This is a genomic window from Mucilaginibacter sp. Mucisp86 (assembly GCF_047324315.1).
In the GTDB taxonomy this organism is placed as follows: Bacteria; Bacteroidota; Bacteroidia; order Sphingobacteriales; family Sphingobacteriaceae; genus Mucilaginibacter.
The window spans coordinates 3,330,972-3,348,958 of the sequence record NZ_CP168503.1; the positions used below are offsets into that span (position 1 = coordinate 3,330,972).

At 43.9% G+C, this 17,987-nt stretch carries 12 protein-coding genes; 5 read left to right on the plus strand and 7 right to left on the minus strand.

What is annotated here, in order from left to right; genetic code table 11:
• Positions 1-17 precede the first annotated feature (17 nt).
• Together ACEN9X_RS14100 and ACEN9X_RS14105 are read right to left on the minus strand one after the other, a co-directional pair.
• Positions 18-935, minus strand: a complete 918-nt coding sequence (locus ACEN9X_RS14100; protein WP_413670970.1) for a PorP/SprF family type IX secretion system membrane protein — start codon at positions 933-935, stop codon at positions 18-20.
• Positions 936-963: 28 nt separating this feature from the next.
• Positions 964-8,253, minus strand: coding sequence for a putative Ig domain-containing protein (locus ACEN9X_RS14105; protein ID WP_413670971.1), 7,290 nt, complete (start codon positions 8,251-8,253; stop codon positions 964-966).
• Between the two features lie 1,447 nt (positions 8,254-9,700).
• Between ACEN9X_RS14105 and ACEN9X_RS14110 the strand changes: the two genes are divergently transcribed.
• Positions 9,701-10,444 (plus strand): SDR family oxidoreductase, encoded by a 744-nt coding sequence (locus ACEN9X_RS14110; protein ID WP_243483182.1) that lies wholly within the window; start codon positions 9,701-9,703, stop codon positions 10,442-10,444.
• Positions 10,445-10,493: 49 nt separating this feature from the next.
• On the opposite strand, the gene ACEN9X_RS14115 is transcribed toward ACEN9X_RS14110, so the two are convergent.
• From ACEN9X_RS14115 to ACEN9X_RS14125, 3 genes are all read right to left on the minus strand, one after another.
• Entirely contained in the window at positions 10,494-11,969 is a 1,476-nt protein-coding gene (locus tag ACEN9X_RS14115) for a PLP-dependent aminotransferase family protein (RefSeq protein WP_413670972.1), read from the minus strand.
• Positions 11,970-12,148: 179 nt separating this feature from the next.
• Positions 12,149-13,210: an alpha/beta hydrolase gene (locus ACEN9X_RS14120; RefSeq protein WP_413670973.1), complete on the minus strand. Its 1,062-nt coding sequence runs from the start codon at positions 13,208-13,210 to the stop codon at positions 12,149-12,151.
• A gap of 539 nt (positions 13,211-13,749) precedes the next feature.
• The gene (locus ACEN9X_RS14125) at positions 13,750-14,133 is read right to left on the minus strand and encodes a response regulator (RefSeq protein ID WP_091221208.1); all 384 of its coding nucleotides are present in this window, start codon (positions 14,131-14,133) and stop codon (positions 13,750-13,752) included.
• Positions 14,134-14,431: 298 nt separating this feature from the next.
• Between ACEN9X_RS14125 and ACEN9X_RS14130 the strand changes: the two genes are divergently transcribed.
• The 4 genes from ACEN9X_RS14130 (at position 14,432) to ACEN9X_RS14145 (ending at position 15,918) form a co-directional block, all read left to right on the plus strand.
• Positions 14,432-14,590 carry a hypothetical protein gene (locus ACEN9X_RS14130; RefSeq protein ID WP_167668165.1) on the plus strand — a complete coding sequence of 53 codons (159 nt, stop codon included), beginning with the start codon at positions 14,432-14,434 and terminating at the stop codon, positions 14,588-14,590.
• 16 nt (positions 14,591-14,606) lie between these two features.
• Positions 14,607-14,852: a hypothetical protein gene (locus ACEN9X_RS14135; RefSeq protein ID WP_091221203.1), complete on the plus strand. Its 246-nt coding sequence runs from the start codon at positions 14,607-14,609 to the stop codon at positions 14,850-14,852.
• Between the two features lie 161 nt (positions 14,853-15,013).
• A complete protein-coding gene (locus ACEN9X_RS14140; RefSeq protein ID WP_091221198.1) occupies positions 15,014-15,271 on the plus strand; it encodes a hypothetical protein in 258 nt (85 codons plus the stop codon).
• Between the two features lie 59 nt (positions 15,272-15,330).
• Complete coding sequence (locus ACEN9X_RS14145) at positions 15,331-15,918, plus strand: DUF4142 domain-containing protein (RefSeq protein ID WP_167668164.1); 588 nt, start codon at positions 15,331-15,333, stop codon at positions 15,916-15,918.
• A gap of 665 nt (positions 15,919-16,583) precedes the next feature.
• Here the strand turns inward: ACEN9X_RS14145 and ACEN9X_RS14150 are convergent.
• Both ACEN9X_RS14150 and ACEN9X_RS14155 read right to left on the minus strand, forming a co-directional pair.
• Entirely contained in the window at positions 16,584-17,126 is a 543-nt protein-coding gene (locus ACEN9X_RS14150; protein WP_091221186.1) for a ferritin-like domain-containing protein, read from the minus strand.
• A gap of 47 nt (positions 17,127-17,173) precedes the next feature.
• Positions 17,174-17,659 (minus strand): DUF421 domain-containing protein, encoded by a 486-nt coding sequence (locus tag ACEN9X_RS14155; protein WP_413670974.1) that lies wholly within the window; start codon positions 17,657-17,659, stop codon positions 17,174-17,176.
• Between the last annotated feature and the right edge of the window lie 328 nt (positions 17,660-17,987).

Here is a 17,987-nt window from a genome sequence, read left to right on the forward strand (position 1 = left end):
CAAATTATCGATCTTTACTATAACCGGTTTGGGGCAGAAGTTTTTCCAAAGCGATAGCTTAATGTTACTTCATGAGTGGCCAAATTAAATCTGCCAAGATTTTGAGAGGAGGTACCGAATTCATAACTGTACCCGATATGGAATTGGTCGAAATTAACAGTCATTATTCCGGCAGCTTGTTTATTTGTCCGATAATTAACGCCGAGCCCAAACTCGTTTTTCAGATAAAACGTGCCGGAAATATCTGCAGTAGTAGGCAGCCCATTAGTGATAGAGATCAATGTAGCAGGCTTAAATTGTACATCTTCGCTAATTGGGGTTATTAAACCGCCCGAAATGTAATAATGGTTTTTGAATGGGATCCTGGACTTATCTGCCGACGACCCCGAAGCCCGTATGGCAATTTGAGGGACAGAGATACCTGCATAATACCAGTCACTAAAATACATAACGCCTACTCCTACTGTAGGATCGGTTTGCCTTACATCGTTGGCAAATTGCGGATCAGCGGAGTCTAATGACGAATAATTAGCAGAATAATTCATAAATCCGGCATTCAGGGATACAGCCAGAAATTGGTTTTTCCCTACTTGTACAGCTTTCGCAAAATAGCCGGTTACGTTTGTTTGACGTTCGATCGTAAATTTATCATTGTATACTATCAAACCGGCTGATGCATTGATGGAAGGCACAGGAATGCCGGCATCAAATAAAAACGTTGTTGGTGCACCGTCTATACCCACCCATTGTTTGCGCACCAGGGTGTTTACAGACCCAACATTATTCACGAGCGAATATGCGGAATTGAATGGCCGCTGATTGTCCATATACTGTGTATACACAATTGGCTGTTGCTGCCCGGCAGCCTTTATAACCGAAATTATAAGACATGCAGTAGTTATCATACAGGCTCTAAAAGCTCTTTTTGGAATCATGGTAGTGTATGTGATAAGTTTTATAAGCTTAGTATTTTAATATAAAGTACCCTGTTTTTCTTTTCTTTTCGCCTTTGTCGGTATACTCTACCAAATAGAAATATGATCCGGCCTGTTGAAGTGAACCTGAATTGGAGTGGCCGTCAAAAACGCGGGTACTATTATCGTAGTTTTTGACATGGAATATATTATTCCCATTGCGGTCAACTATGGTAACGGAATTATCGGGGTAATTCTTTATACCTTCAATATACAGCTGTTCATTGATGCCATCGCCATTAGGTGATAAAGCCTGATGAACAACTATATCATCACCCAAGTCATCAGTTACAGTCACTACCCGTGTTACGGCTGCAGCTGCTAAGTAATTGGCATCTCCGGGCTGCGATATTGTTATTGTTGCTGTGCCAATGGCAAGTGCCTTTAATGTTTGCCCGTTTACAGAAGCAATTGTAGCGTCGGAAGTGGTAATCGTCACAGGCAACCCGGAACTTGCGGTAAACACACTCAAATCAAACTGTCCGCCTTTTGTTAAGACAGTTATCACCGGCCCATTAATAGTTTGATTTGCCTTGTTAACTGTTAATGATCGGGCTACAGGTATGGCAGCATTGTAATTACTGCTGCTGTCAACACTTGCTGTTATTGTACTGGTACCTGCACCGGTTAGGTGTATCTTACCGTTTACTATGGTAGCCACTGCCGGGTTACTGCTTGTATATGCAAGTGCAGCCCCGCTGGTAACGGTTGCACCAGGAGCAAAGTCAGCTGTGCCGTAATCCACATTCGCCAATGCATTAAAGGTTATTGTTTGATCTGCCTTTGCCCTGTTCACCACTATGGTATAGGTTTGTGCCAATCCTCCATCAGCTGATGATACCGCTACTTTGATCGTATTTGCATTTGTATGCAATGGAATAGCAGCGGAAGCAGAGCCGGATGTAACAGCTGCACCATTTACCTTTATAATGGCAGAAGCATCTGTAGCTGTCGGCGTTACCTGTATACTTGAAACCGCGTTGGTTACATTCGCTGTATAATTCAAGGCATTGCTTGCAAAGGTTGGTGTTAATGTGCCTGCACTCAATGTTAAGTTACTAAGCGAATGATCGTCGACTGCAATATTCACTATAGTCGAGGTCTTTCCGGCTTCATTATATGCAGTTATAGTATAAGGGGTCAGCGCACTTGTTGTGGTTGGTGTGCCGCTTATTATACCCGTAGTATTGTCAAAGGTTAAACCGGGCGGCAAAACAGGGCTGATGCTGTAAGAGCAAAGCTGAAATTTGACTATTCTGCCCGGTGTTTGGTTCTGAGCCGCATATATATTTCCGGCGCCATCAAGTGCAAGACCATATCCCGACGTAAAATCAGTGACAAGGGTCTTGGCCGGATGTCCGTTAGCGGGTATCATATATATAGCTCCGCCGGTATTAGTAGTGTAAACATTTCCTGTCACATCCACCGCAACGCCGGTTACCTGGCTCAAATCTAAATTATAGCCCAACCACGCCCCTTCAAGCGCCTTGCCGGGGCCAAACAGTAAAACAGCACGGGCACCGGGATCAGAGGCATAATAAGTTACATCTGCCCTAACAACAGCAAGACCTGTGGGATGTATGAGCGGTATAATACCACCATTGTGGGGAGTAGTCAGCGTATAATACCCATTCGCCGCATCCAATACACTGACATCGTTCGTCTTTATTGCGACGGCTACTGGACTTGTAAATGAACCGTATTTTACAGGGGCACCTCCACCAGCAGGGATTTTAGCTACTTGAGCGTCATTTGGCTCCGCTACAAAAATATTTCCGCTCGCATCAACAGCTAATCCGCTCGCGTTATTTATTGCAGGGCTTATTGATACGGGCGCACCTCCGCCGGCCGGTATTTTCATTACAGGGGCATTACCGGTGCTGCCAAAATATACATTACCGGTATTATCTACAGCCACACCTGCGGGGGCATTTAGCCCGGACGCCAGCACAACAGGGAAATAGCCCGATTTGGTTACGCCACTACTTGTGGGCGATAATGGCGAAATAGATGTATTCACTGTATAATATTGAGAGCCGCCGCTGTAGCTTATTACCGGTAATGGAATCTGATCCACGGTGATGTTAATGGTAGTTGAGGCGCTTCCTGTAGAATTATATGCGGTAACAGTATAAATGGTTGACGGGCTGCTTACAAGTGGAGTCCCGCTTATCGCACCAGTATTGCTATTAAAACTTAGCCCGGAAGGTAACATCGGGCTGATAAAATAGTTGCCTGTCGGTTGTAATTCCTTAATCAGGTTATTGCCTCCATCTGCAACAAACAGGTTCCCCTTACTATCAACCGCAATACCTGTGGGGCTGTTGTATCCTGCAGCCACGAGAGTGCTCGTGCCGCCTTCGGCCGGGATCATTCGTACAGTATTATTACTATTATATGTAGCGTAAATGTTGCCGCAAGAGTCAACCGCTATTCCTACTCCCCCCCCGATGAACTCATTGCCAATTTTTTCAGGAATACCACCTGAGGCTGGTATTTTAAATACGCCGCTGTCACCTGAGTCATTAAAATAAACATTGTCATTGCCGTCGACAGCTATCCCGGTCAACAGCGTATAATAGGTACCTGAACCGAATATATTCACGCTAATCTTCAGCGCCGGGCCGCCGCCGGCAGGTATACGCCTGACAGATTGAGAACCTTGATCAGTATAATAAATATTTCCTATGGCGTCAACCGCAATGCCATAGGGCTTACCGACATTATTGATTGCTACAATGCTTCCGTCAGAGGCTAAGATCTTTTTTATCGCCCCGTTTCCCCAGTCGGCTACATATAGGTTACCCGCGGCGTCAAGGGCCACACCCGTTGGCTTGTTAAATCCAGAACCTAAAACAACAGGTGCGCCACCGCCAACGGGTATTTTTTTCACTAAACTGTTAGCATAATCGGCAACGTAAATGTTTCCGGCTTTATCAACAGTTACTCCAGTAGGGTTGTTAAATCCAGAGCCTTTGATTACCGGAGCCGAATAAGACCTTGCAACTACGCCGGTACTGGTCGGTGTAAGCGGGGTAATAGCCGCATTGACTGTATAATGCTGAGAACCGCCGGTGTAACTTATCGTTGGTAAGGGAACCGGCGCTACGCTGATGTTGATGGTAGCAGTTCCTCCGCCTGTAGGGTTGTAGGCAGTGACAGTATAATTGGTTGATGGGCTGGCAGCGAGCGGCGTTCCGCTTATTGTGCCTGTGTAGCTATCAAAGCTTAGGCCGGCAGGCAGCATGGGGCTGATAAAGTAATTGCCTGTCGGTTGCAATTCCTTGATTGCATTATTACCCGCGTCGGCCACAAACAGATTTCCCGCGGCATCAACCGCTAAACCAGCCGGGTTGTTATACCCTGAACCTATCTGGACACTATTACCGCCGTTGGCCGGAAACATGCGTACAGTATTATCAGACCCAAAGGAAATATAAACATTTCCGGAAGCATCAACTGCTAATCCGGCCGCTTTTGCTATGGGGGGTGAAATAATCTTAACACGAGACCCATTGCCATTGGCCGGTATTTTGTATACCGCGTTACCATCCGCGTCATTAAAATAAACATTGCCATTTCCATCAACGGCTATACCGGTGAGTATATGATAGTAAAAATTATTATCGGTAATGCCGGTACTTATTATTATAGGCGCGCTGCTGCCGGCCAGGATCTCCTTAACAGTTTTTGAGGTTTGTTCGGTAAAAAAAATATTCCCTGCTGCGTCAACTGCAACACCGTAGGGGGTGCCAAGATTGTTGAACGCTACAATACTGCCATCTGAGGCCAGGATCTTTTTTATCGCCCCGTTTCCCTGGTCGGCCACATATACGTTACCCGATGCGTCAACAGCAACACCGGTGGGGCTGTTAAAGCCTGAACCTATGTTGACCGGCGCGCCACCGCCAACAGGTATTTTTTTCACTAAACTGTTCGCATAATCGGCTACGTAAATATTGCCTGCGTTATCAACAGCTACGCCCATCGGATTGCTAAATCCTGAACCCTTGTTCGCCGCAGCCGAATATGATTGCGCACCTACCCCGTTACTGGTTGGTGTTAGTGGGGTAATGGCCGAGTTAGCTGTGTAATGCTGAGCACCTCCACTATAGCTTATTGTTGGCACAGCAGCCGGAACTACGGTGATATTGACCGTAGTTGAGGCACCACCCGCAACATTATATGCAGTAACGGTATAATTGGTTGAGGCCCTGGCTACGAGCGGAGTTCCGCTTATAGTACCCGTATTACTATCGAAACTTAACCCCGAAGGCAGCATGGGGCTGATAAAATAATTGCCTGTTGGCTGTACTTTCTTAACAGCATTGTTGCCGCCATCGGCCACAAATACATTCCCTGCAACATCTACCGCTAACCCTGCGGGATTATTATATCCTGCACCTACCTGAATGTTGTCACCACCATTAGCAGGATATACCCGTACACTATTGTCAGCCGTTGAGGACACGTAGACGTTACCGGAGCCATCAACTACCAACCCAACCTCCTGAATTATTGGCTGCAGGTTTACCTTAACGGCGGTACCACCACCGGCAGGTATTTTATATACAGCCTGGCTATCCGAGTCGCTAAAATAAACGTTGCCGTTGTCATCCACAGTTATTCCGGTTAGCCCATTGTAACTTGCGCTAAATGTTTGGGGGGAACTGCCACCAGCAGGTATTTTCCTGACCGTCAGATTTGCCTGGTCAGTATAATAAATGTTTCCTGCCGCATCTGCCGCAACGCCGTACGGCGAGCCAATGCCATTGAACGCTACAATGCTTCCGTCAGAGGCTAAGATCTTTTTTATCGCGTTGTTTCCCCTGTCGGCCACGTATATGTTACCCGAAGCATCAACAGCTACACCTGTAGGTTTATTAAAGCCCGAACCTACAACAACAGTTGCCCCACCGCCTGCAGGAATCTTTTTCACCAAACTGTTCATATAATCGGCCACGTAAATATTGCCCGAAGCGTCAACGGCTACACCTGTAGGATCATTAAATCCTGAGCTTTTTGTAACCGGGGTTGAATACGAGGCTGTAGCCACTCCCTTACTTGTTGGCACCAGCGGCGTAATTGGCAAATTCACCATGTATTGCTGAGGCCCTCCATTATATGTTAAAAGCGATATGGGGGCAGTTGCTACCGTAATATTAACAGTAGTTGAAGTCCCGCCTGTAGTGTTGTATGCAGTAACAGTAAAGTTGGCTGAAGGACTGGCGGCAAGCGGCGTTCCGCTTATGGTACCGGTATTGCTATCAAAAGCCAATCCCGACGGCAGCTCCGGATTGACAAAATAGCCTCCCGTTGGTTGTGATTCCTTGATTGCATTATTACCCTGATCGGCTACAAATACATGTTGATTTGCATCAACAGCTAAACCTACCGGACTGCTGTATCCTGAACCTACCAATACACCGCTGCCTCCACTGGCGGGGAACATACGTACAGTATTATCAGTAGATGAAGTATAGAGGTTCCCGGAGGCATCCAACGTTAATCCCACCATGCCAACTATTGATTGCGAGTTAACCTTAACAGGCGTGCCGCCACCCGCTGGTATTTTATATATTGACTGCCCGCTTAAATCGCAGAAATAAACATTGCCACTTCCATCAACGGCTATCCCCGTTACTGAGTTGGAAATTGAGGTGAGTGTAATAGGGGTATTGCTAATGGATGGTATCTCCTTAACTGAGTGGGTACCCTGATCTGTATAATAAATGTTTCCCGTTGCGTCTACTGCAATGCCATAGGGTAAGCCAAGATTTTTATATGTGATAATACTGCCATCAGATGCCAATATTTTTTTTATCGAGCTGCTTCCCCTGTCGGCTACGTAAACATTTCCTGATGGATCAACGGCTACACCAGTTGGGGCGCTAAACGTACCCAAGGCAACCGGCGCTCCACCACCCGCAGGTATTTTTTTCACCGGTCCGCTCAAATCAGACACATAAATATTCCCGGCTTTATCCATAGCCAAACCTGTGGGCTTATTAATCGCCGAATTTTTGATGACCGGTGTGGAATAAGAACGTGCAGCTACTCCGCTACTCGTTGGCGTAAGCGGGGTAATGGCCGTACCGGCTGTGTAATGCTGCGAACCTCCATTGTAACTTATTACTGGTAACGGAGCAGGAGGTGGTAAAGCTACTGTGATATTGATTGTGGCTGAAGCGCTCCCTGTTGCGTTATATGCCAAAACGGTATAATTGGTTGAAGGACTGGCTGCAGTCGGCGTACCACTTATTGTGCCTGTGCTGTTATTGAAATTTAACCCGGGCGGCAACGGTGCATTAATAAAATAACCTCCTGTTGGTTTCAATTCTTTTATCGTCACATCTATGGTGGCTACGAACAGATTTCCCATGTTATCGAACGCCAAACCTTGCGGTTGGCTGGCCATGGTACCTATCAGAACGCTGCTACCGCCATTGGCGGGGAACATCCGTATAGTGTTATCAGACGTTGAGGCGCCATAAACGTTACCGGAGGCATCAACTGTTAATCCTACGTCCTGAATTATTGGCTGCGAGTTTACCTTAACTGCAGTATTGCCACCAACCGGTATTTTGTATATAGCCTGACTATCCTGGTCGCTAAAATAAACATTACCTTTACCATCAACCTCTATTCCTAATAATCCGTTGAAAACTTGACTACTAAGCGTTACGGGGGTGGTACTACCCGCAGGTATTTTTTTAACAGTTCCGGACTTCCCATCAGTATAATAAATATTTTCCGCTACATCTACCGCGATACCGAAGGGATAATCTGCACTATTGATTGTCACAACACTGCCGTTAGAGGCTAAAATCTTTTTTATAGCATTGTTTCCCGCGTCTGCCACATACACATTACCTGATGCTCCTACAGCTATCCCCGAAGGATTAGTAAACCCCGAACCTATACTAACCGGCGCACCGCCACCTGCAGGTATTTTTTTTACCGAACTGCTCAAATGGTCGGCTACGTAAATATTCCCGGCATTATCAACAGCCACATCAAAAGGTTGAGAAAACCCTGAACCTTTGGCTATCGGTGCGGAATAAGACAGTGCAGCCACTCCGCTGCTTGTGGGTACCAGTGGGGTAATGGCCGTACCAGCTGTGTAACTTTTCGGCGTACTATAACTTAGGGTTGGTGATTGTGCTAGCAAGCCGCCAGGCACCAAAACCAGCAAAAATAAAATGCACACAACAAAAATAATGGGATTGGATGCCAGTGGCAGCTTAATCGCATGTAAAGGAAATTTCCTATTTTTCATGAAAGGTTCGGAATTAGTGATAAACGAGACGTAAAGGTTCGTAAAGACCTTACTAAGATACCAAAAACTTATAAACGTCATCGATTATGCAAGAATATTGTTGCATATGCTTTCATTTATTCTGTTCCGCGTATGTAAATGAAATAGTCAATGATGGTTTTGATAATGAGGATAGATTTTCTGGTGATATGACCTGTATGCTTTTCAGATAGATGATATTCATTTCGGAGCTGGGCCGAGATTGGTAAAAAGAAGGATAGGGATTTAGAACATTCAGAAATCTCGACGGTTGACTTTGGGCGCTTGATTTAACCGATTTTTGACTTTTGGTACAATCAGCGGAGAGGGAGGGTTCAGAACCTGTCTCTGTATTCCTTTGATCTTCAGTCAATTATTGGTTTTTCGAAAATTGACTCACCGCGTGACTCACCAGTTTTTTCTTGTCTGAAAATGGGGACGCAAATCTTACGCAAAGATAAGATGTAGGTACTAATCATATTCTAAAATTTGAATTATTTATCGAAAATATATCTGGAGGAATCATCCCTTTTGGAGATCGCAAGAGCTGATCATGGTTGTGCTTCCAAATTTCTAATTGTGTCTTCAGGGATTTCCCGGAGTCTTCGCTTGGGGTAGTTAAGTGGGTTTTAATAAGTGCCCGAAACTGGACATTCCGGAGTCATTGATCACCCTTTCACGGATTAGCAAACAGCTAATTCCGTAACACTTTGATCATCGTAGTTTATTGAGTCCTAATTGCGATTTTCTTAAATGCTTACACAACCTGGAGCTCCAATGCGCACGGAATGGCCTGGTTATGCCTTCCGGAATACCCACCATTAAGCCGGTTTATGCCCAGAAGAAGCTATGAAGAAGCCATGCTTTTTAAAAGCATTGCCACAATTGGCTATTTAATACCCCTATTAAAATAACCTGATATACAAACTTTATTAACTTATAAAGGTTTCGGCGTTGCACTAAAAAAAGCCCGTCTTGCAGGCGGGCTTAAGGTAGATTTAAGGCCATCTAGGGGTATTAAAATATTTGGCGGCGGCCTTATAAAGATAACTAACTAAAAGCTCCTTGTAATGATAATTTGAATGAAATTATAGCAAGAAAATGGCGTTTTTTTGAATTTCTGAAAACGAGATTCGTTTAAACTGTCGATAAGATTATTTCATGGTTGTGATTGAATTTAGGTTACTTGCCAAATAAGAGGAATAAGTTTTCATCAAAAGTAATTCCCGGCCGGCCACAGAGTACCAATTATGGTTTCCTTCTGGATGGTCATGTTTTTGAAGCTTGGATGATTACCTTCATCCACAGGATCCTTTATTTTGCTTAAATAAAGCGATCGCTATTGTAATGTTCTCATTAGACCGAAAATCTTGATCAAGGGGGAGTACATTGTGTTCGCTAATTGAGATAATAAAAAGATATAGCACTTATGAAAATTTTAGTAGTTGGAGGGACCGGACTGATTGGCAAGGACGTCAGCAGAAAATTGACTGAAGCAGGTCATGAAGTGATCATTGGATCACCCTCAAAAGGTATCGACGTTGTTTCTGGCGAGGGCCTGGAACAGGCGCTGGATGGTACGGATGTGGTTATAGACCTGTCCAATTCTTCGTCGCCGGATGATGAAACGGCATTGAATTTCTTTAGGGCCGCAGGAAAGAATCTTGCCGCGTTGGAAAAGAAAGCAGACGTTAAACACCACCTAGTACTGTCGATCGTAGGGACAGACCGCGCTACCTATATCGGATACCTCAAAGCTAAGAAAGAACAAGAAGATAACATCAAAAGTTCCGGGATCCCTTACACGATTATTCGTTCTACCCAGTTTCATGAACATATCACGACTTTAATTGCGGTTCAGGGTAACGAGACGGAAGTGAATATTTCTACCGTTGAGTACCAGCCGATCGCTGCTGCCGATGTCGTAGATCTTGTCGTAAAGCTGGCCTTGGAAAAACCTAAAAACGGAACTGTGGAGATCGCAGGTGCTGAACGTGCGTCAATGACTGATTTTGTCCAAAGATATATTACTCATAAAGGTAATAGCAAGGTTCTTATTCCGAACGATGAGGACAAATATATGTTTTTTGACATCCCAAAAGACCTGTTGGTTCCGCTTGGTGAGTTTCGGGCCGGTTCGATCCTTTTTGATGACTGGCTTAAAGCAAATTAATATGGGTCAAAATTAGCCGAAGTCAGGCCCGGTAAAGACCTGCCTTCGGTTATTTAACTTGAACAAGCGCCTGCGCGAACATGTCCATCTCCGAATCATTCAATGATGCAAATCCTACTCTCGTGCCGTTAATGGTAGTTGAGTAAGGATAAATACTGCCGTCATTCATATGAATCCCTTTAGCGTACAATCTCATCGCCAGTTCACTTACGGAATAATTATCCGGAAAGACAATCCAGACGGCCATGCCGCCCTCGGGATTGGTAAATTGTACTAGATCTCCGAGAGCCACCTTTAAAAGTTCGCAAAACCGGTTGCGCCGCTGCATGTATAACTTGACCGACTTCCGCAGATGGCGCTGCATTTCGCCGGTATTAAACAATTGCGCTACGGACTCTTCGAATAATACATCGCTACGTATCGATACCAATTGCTTAAGCCGTGTAGCTTTAATGATAAAGTCCGTGCTGCCTATGAGATAACCTAGGCGGACAGATGGTGCTAATGTTTTAGAAATGGAGCCAACATAAAGCACATAGCCGTTGTGGTCTGCACTTGCAAGGGGCAAGGTCGGACCATTATTATAGTGAAAATCATAGTCGTAATCATCTTCGATCACAGGCAGTTGATACCTTCGGATGATAGCCAATAATTTCATCCTCCTTTCCGCACTTAGCGTCACGGTCGTCGGGTGATGGTGATGCGGAATAATATATAATAGATCCGGCCTGGACTTTCGGCAAACCTCTTCGATCTCGTCTACATCAATTCCATGTTCGTCCACCTTCACTTTGATTAATGTGGCCCCTAATTGTTCAAACAGCATATCCGCTAGGATATAATTCATATCCGCTACAATAACTGAGCTGCCAGGTTTCAATAATAGGCTGGCCGCGATATAGATCGCTAATTGAGCGCCTTGTGTGACCAGTACATGCTCACTTTTGATATTCAAAGCTCTCGTTCTTGATAAGAATTCAGCCAATTCCATTCTTAACGACAGACTACCCGCAGCGTGGCCGGTCATTAACGGGCCGTGTAAAGCCGCTTTGTCCAATAATGTTTTATAACGATTGGCTATCGAATTAAGTGGAGCTATCCGTGGATCTGGATAACCATCATTGATCAGTAATTGAAATGGTTTGACCTCCCGGAAAGGAGGCCGGTTAAAATGATTTTTTTTTTGAAAGTTCGTTTCATCGGGAGCAGTAGAAACTGACCGGGCTTCAGTTTTGAAAGACTTTGGGGTGACGACCGGCAAATGCCCGGCAACGAACACTCCTTTTTTTCCGTTTGCTTCCAGCCATCCCTGGGCTTTTAACTCATCATATGCAGCAATGATTGTAGTACGATTAAGTCCTATCATACCAGACATCTCACGGCTGGGAGGTAGTTGATGTCCGGGTTGAATTTTGCCGTTTCTGATCAGTGTCATTAAACCATTCGCTAGCTGTCTGAACACCGGCGTATCTGAGGTTCTGTCAATAGTTAGCAGATTGCTGTAAGGTAGGGTCTGAATGGACATTAAGGTCGGTGCTGTTTACAAACTCATCAATTTAATTCTAATTTAGGCATAAAATTAAAATGAAATAGAACGATTTTCTTGAAATTCTAACCGGAAGTATTGTCTAAGTGTTTAGCGGCGGAAAAAAAAGAAAGCCCGAATGCACAAGATCATTCGGGCTTTCTGGTTAAACCTGCTTTTTATTTAAAGAGATACTTCTTTAGCTCAGCAGAAGCCTGGACAAACAAAGCCTCCGTTTGTGGAATCGTAGCCAGTCCATTGAGCAGGCCGAAATCGTGTATCACGCCATTGTATCTTACTGTCGTAGCCTTAACCCCAGCTTCCAGAAGTTTGCGGCGGTAAGCTTCACCCTCGTCACGAAGAATATCATTTTCTGCGGTTTGTATTAACGTAGGCGGCAACCCTCTTAACTGTTCGATACTGGCTTGCAGCGGAGATGCGTAGATCTCCTTGCGCTTTTCGGGTTGTGGGATGTACATGTCATACATCCATTTCATTAGAGGAGTTGTCAAAAAACGATCCTGGCCAAATAGCCGGTAAGATTCGGTGTCGAATCCGGCATCCACTATCGGCCACATCATAACGGCGACTTTGATCTCAGGTCCCTTCCGCTCTTTTGCCATCAGTGACATTACCGCTGTCATATTTCCCCCTACACTATTTCCAATTACTCCAATCCGTTTCCCGTCTACATGAATTTCTGCACCATGTTCAGATACCCATTTAAGGGCTGCATAGATCTCGTTAATAGCCACCGGATACTGTGCTTCGGGGGTACGGGTATAATTAACAAAAATGCCGGTGGCACCTGATCCTACGGCGAGATCACGGACCATCCGTTTATGAGTACGATAATCGCCCAGAACCCAACCGCCGCCATGAATAAAAATGAAGCCCGGCAAGGTTCCCTTGGCACCTGAAGGGCGAACAATATTCAATTTTATAGTAAACCCATCCGTTTTGATCGTTTTTTCAGATTCGGTTATCCCCGAATAATTAACTTTTACCCCGGCTTGAGCATCTACCAGGACTTTTTGTGCTTCTGCCGGCTTTAAGCTTTCTACCGCAGGTCCCCCATTATTAAGGGCCTTGAGAAATGTTCGTACCTCGGGGCTAAGGTGCTCATCCGTTGAATAATCCGCTACCTGAGCCTGTGTCGCGAAAGACCCCGCAATGGTCAATGCAATTAGTAAAATAGGACGTCTGGCATTTTTTAGAAGCGCGTTTGTTTTGTTTTTCATCGAATTGTAAATTAAAGGTTAAAATATACGCGCCTTGATCAATGATGATGCCTGTTTGTTAATTTTATGATAGTCAGCGTTTTGGACTTAAATTGAATTTTCTGTATCCTATCATATATCGCCAGAAATATTGGTTTTGACGAAATAGACTGTTTTGGTGCTGCCTACAAGCATTGAAAATTGAAATGTTCGGAATTATACCAGCCGGCATGAATCTCATGATGAATAAACTCCGTCATTAGGCCTCAGAGTGTTTGATAATAAAACCGGATGGCGATGTAATTATTGGTTTTCCGACTTAAGGAACTGTTTGACCTGTATATGATAAGAAATTACTAATGATAAAAGTCAATGATATTTTGTGCTTTTTGTCAATATTGAATTTCAACCTTCGTGCTGATTTTTGTAATAATCGATCATTAATCAAACAAATATGAGACAATTGGCGATTCCAAATTCGTTTACGAAGAGGGAAAGCGACTCGCTGACCCGGTATTTCAGGGACGTATTACTTCATTAAATATTTGAGTAGTCTCAACTTAGTCAGGCCGTAGGGCGTTTTGATGTGGTGATAGCCAAGACTGGACTTTATCCATAAAGAAGTCGAGATCGAACGGTTTAGGGATATAATCATCTGCATGGCTTTTTTCAGCAATGCATTCGATGTCATTTTTTGCAGAAATCAGTACCACCGGGATTGTTTTAGTCTGACGGTTCTGCTTTAATGCCCTGCAAAGCAGGTGCCCATATCCATCGCTAAGCCAGTCGTCAAGCAGGATCAAGTCAGGCTTGACGTTGCCTAATTTATTAAATGAAAGTATATCGGTGACTGCATCAACCAAGTAGCCTTTTTCTTCCAGTATATAGCGTATTATTTGAAGGATATCGTCATCGTCGTCGACTACAACAATTCTCTTTTTCATGTACTTTCAAATTAGGTTGTCCATTCGCTTTAGATTCAAAGACTGCTTACAACTATAGAAGCGAAGTTAATAATTGTTTCTTTAAAATCAAACATATAAATTAAAATTCAATTTTAATTTGGGATTATTTTCGATATTATTCAAAAAGTAAATATTCATATTCCATTTTAAATGAATCTGTTGTCTATTTAAAACTTTGTAAAAATCTTTCTCATTTTAATTTTCAAAAACTTTCCGTCCGAATTTTTATTAATTAAAAGTAAAAAGAAGTATTCAACTGATTATTTAATTCAAAACTATGAAATCAAAAGTCAATACGGAAACAAGCAAAGGCCGTTTAGCTGGTGAACAAAAAAAGCCGGAAGCACCAAGAGTCTCAACGGTAACACCTGACAACGAAAACGGAGAGCCTGGACCTCCTGTAAAACGAGAAACAAAAACTACCACTCAGAAATAATTAATTAAGATCGAATATGAGAAAGAACATTTTTACCGGCTTATTCGTGCTTTCAGTAAGCCTCATCATGGCTTGCAATGGTGATCATTCTGCCAGATCAGGGGAAGACACCGCACAAGCCAAACACGATGCGCCGTCAAATTTAGATACTTCAAAAACGACCAGCGTTACCGGCGATGCATCGACAATCGATAACAGTCCTTCCGGTGGTACTAAAACAAAAAAAGCGGATACCTCTAAAATGGATAGCGTCAAGAGGTAATGTTTGCGAATAATAGTGTACGGCAAATGTCTCATGTCGGCAAACGCGGTGAGTTTTCTTTTTCTTGTAATAGGCACGCCGTTTCCTTTGGGAGGTAAATTTTCAATTTATAGGTAGCGGAATTGTAAGAAGTTTAACTGAATAATTAATTTATCAAATCTATGAAAGCTTTAAAATTGATTGCATTTTTTGCAATGAGTGCTTTTGCTTTGACAGCCTGTAATCCGAATGATCGTAACAAAAAACTGAACGGTTCTACAGACACTACTGCAACTTTCAAAGCAGGGAGCGGGGTACAGCCTGATACCAATACGATCAATGATCAGCGAAAGGCTGCCAGGAAAGATACGTTGAAAGGCGATACTAATGGTAACGGTAATGCAGATCCAAGCGGCAGCTCTTCCAAAAGCAATCATTAATAATCTTTAAAAAGGACCTTAAGGGAAGGATAGTCGAAAACTAAATTCACTAAATGATTATGAAAAAGCTAATTATTATATTATTAGCATCTGCAAATATTGTGATTAGTGGATGCAATTCGAACAAAGACAGTAAAGAAAAAGCTGATAGTACAAATACTCATCAAGACTCGATCCATAACAAACAAACAGGCACGGGCGACTGGGCGATAAGTGCTCCCGACGCCAAATTTGCGGTAGAAGCGGCAAACGGAGGGATGGCCGAAGTTGAATTGGGCAAACTTGCGCAGGAAAAAGGCACTTCTAAAGCAGTAAAGGATTTTGGAAAGATGATGATCGATGATCATTCAAAGGCCAATTTGGAATTAAAAGAACTGGCTAAAAGCAAACGTATCGTCTTACAGGACTCCGTTGGCAAAGAAGAAGCCGAACTAAAATCTAAGCTTGCCTCGATACCCGCTAATGAATTTGACAAAGCTTATATTAATGCAATGGTGGATGATCATAGAAAGGATATCGCTACCTTTGAAAACGCACGTCATAAGGTAAAATATCCGGAAATGAAGGTGCTTATAGATAAGGCCTTACCAATGCTGAAGATGCACCTGGCTACTATCGAGAAAATAAAAATGCAAACCCCCGACTAATATTATCGGTTCGCAGTTGCAGAATTAGCCTGCAATCATGCAGGCTATAACAATTATTGTCGTAGGTTATAAATATATTTCGTTTTTGGTTTCAAAGTTTCATTACATTGGTCTTTTCAAGATGCCTGTTGCTCTAAATTTACTATGGTGAACAAGTTTGAACCAATCAACAAATCGTTTGTTTTCTCTGAACGTACGAGGACAGCTGATAAATGGTTTGAGCGATCTCTCAACTGTTTAGCAGGGCTGTTTTCTTATAATTGTTATACCTTCATAAGGTAAATAAGCTGTTGTCTTTACCCTGGCAAACGGTTATTACGGTAAATCCATGCTCAAGAGGAAAGCTTAAATGAAACATTCAGCCGATCCAGCTCTGACTTCCTGCCCAGACTTATCTGCCATGCCGCTAAATAATCTTATAGCGTAGGAAGTGCCGGTTCCAAAGCCCGAAAGGTGGCGGGTATGGTTGGAGTCCATCCGGTATTAATGTGAAATGTGCACTCAAGGTCATCTGACTTAAGACCCATGAACTGGTCTTTTACACGCACTGTTATCTTTTGCGGCGCTGCATAGTTTGCATTCCTATAAAAATTCACTTAAAAAATCGGGCCATAAAAAAGGGATACCTTCCGGCATCCCCTTGTTAATCACAATTTTGCGGATGATTATTCTACTTCTGCGGCGGCGGCTTGGTTCACGTAATTTTCGGCTACTTGGGTCAACAGGGAATCGGCATTTTTTTCTTCGGCTAAGGTCTCATCCAGCAGGCTTTGTGCTTCGCTAAAACCCAAAGTTCCGGCCAGCGTACGCAGTGTGCCGTAAGAGGCGATCTCATAATGTTCCACTTTTTGCGCGGCAGAAATAATAGCTACGTCACGTACTTCGGTACCTTTGTCGGTATCTTCCAGTAACTCAGTCGCTTCCTTCAGCAAGCCTTCCATCGCCAGGCATTTCTTTGCAGCGGCTTTTTCACCGATTGATTCAAATACGCTTTCTAAGCGGGTGATCTGACCTTTGGTTTCCTCCAGGTGCGTGCTGATGGTGTTTTTAAGGTCTTCTGAAGTGGCGCCCTTAATCATTTTCGGTAAGGCAGTCGCCAGGTGTTTTTCCGCCCAATAGATGTCCTTTAATTCGTCAACGAATAATTCTTTTAACGCACTCTCTGCTTCAGGGGTGCGGCTCACATTTTTGCTTGCTTTTGTTTTCATGGTATTCAGAATTTAATCTATCTATACAATTAATATTCCAAAAAGCATTATTTTCGGATTACGCTGATCTCCCCGTTGCGTTCCATGTAGACTTTCTTTATTTTTTCCATATCCTCGGTCAAAGCTGATTTCCGTACTCCTTGCATGAGGTCTTCTTGACAGACGAGGGCCTTTTTCATGTGTTCTTTTAAGAACACACCGTCTTCAAAAAGCAAAATCTTATCGCCTTCCACCACACGGCTGAATTTCTTACTAGCAGCGATCAGTCGGCCTACTGCACGGTGCAATAGTACGATCACCAGACAACACACGACGACCGGGAAAAGAGGAGAGGCCCCTACAACGGCCCGGCTCATTATGGCGCCTAAAGAAACGGCAATTATGTTATCCAGTGCCGTCCGCACCCCGAATGACCGGCGGCCCGAGATGCGAATCAGCACCAGCATGATCAGAAACATCAGGGCGCCTCGGCTGCTCATTTGCAGCACGCTCAACTTTTCACCCTCTCCAAAAAGTTTAACTAATATTTCCATTCGCAATAAGTTTTGGGCCTGCTTGGCGCTCAGCCGGGCGGTCACCCGGATAAGCTTGCCGGCCTGTTGATCATAATTTTAAAGATGTATTCCGGCTGATTTAAATGGCCTTTAGCTTTCCCTGTCTGCAGCACTTTAAAATCTGGAAACAATTGCAAAGTATCCGTGACACCGACCATGCTTTCATCGCGCATCGTCCTACCGTCCCGCCCAGCCTGCTCGCAATGTATACCGTCGGTAATCCCGAAATCCGCCAGTTAGATCAGGAATGATCCGTATTATCCACAAATGACATCCAGCGGATCGCTTTACCCGTGTGAGCCCGCCG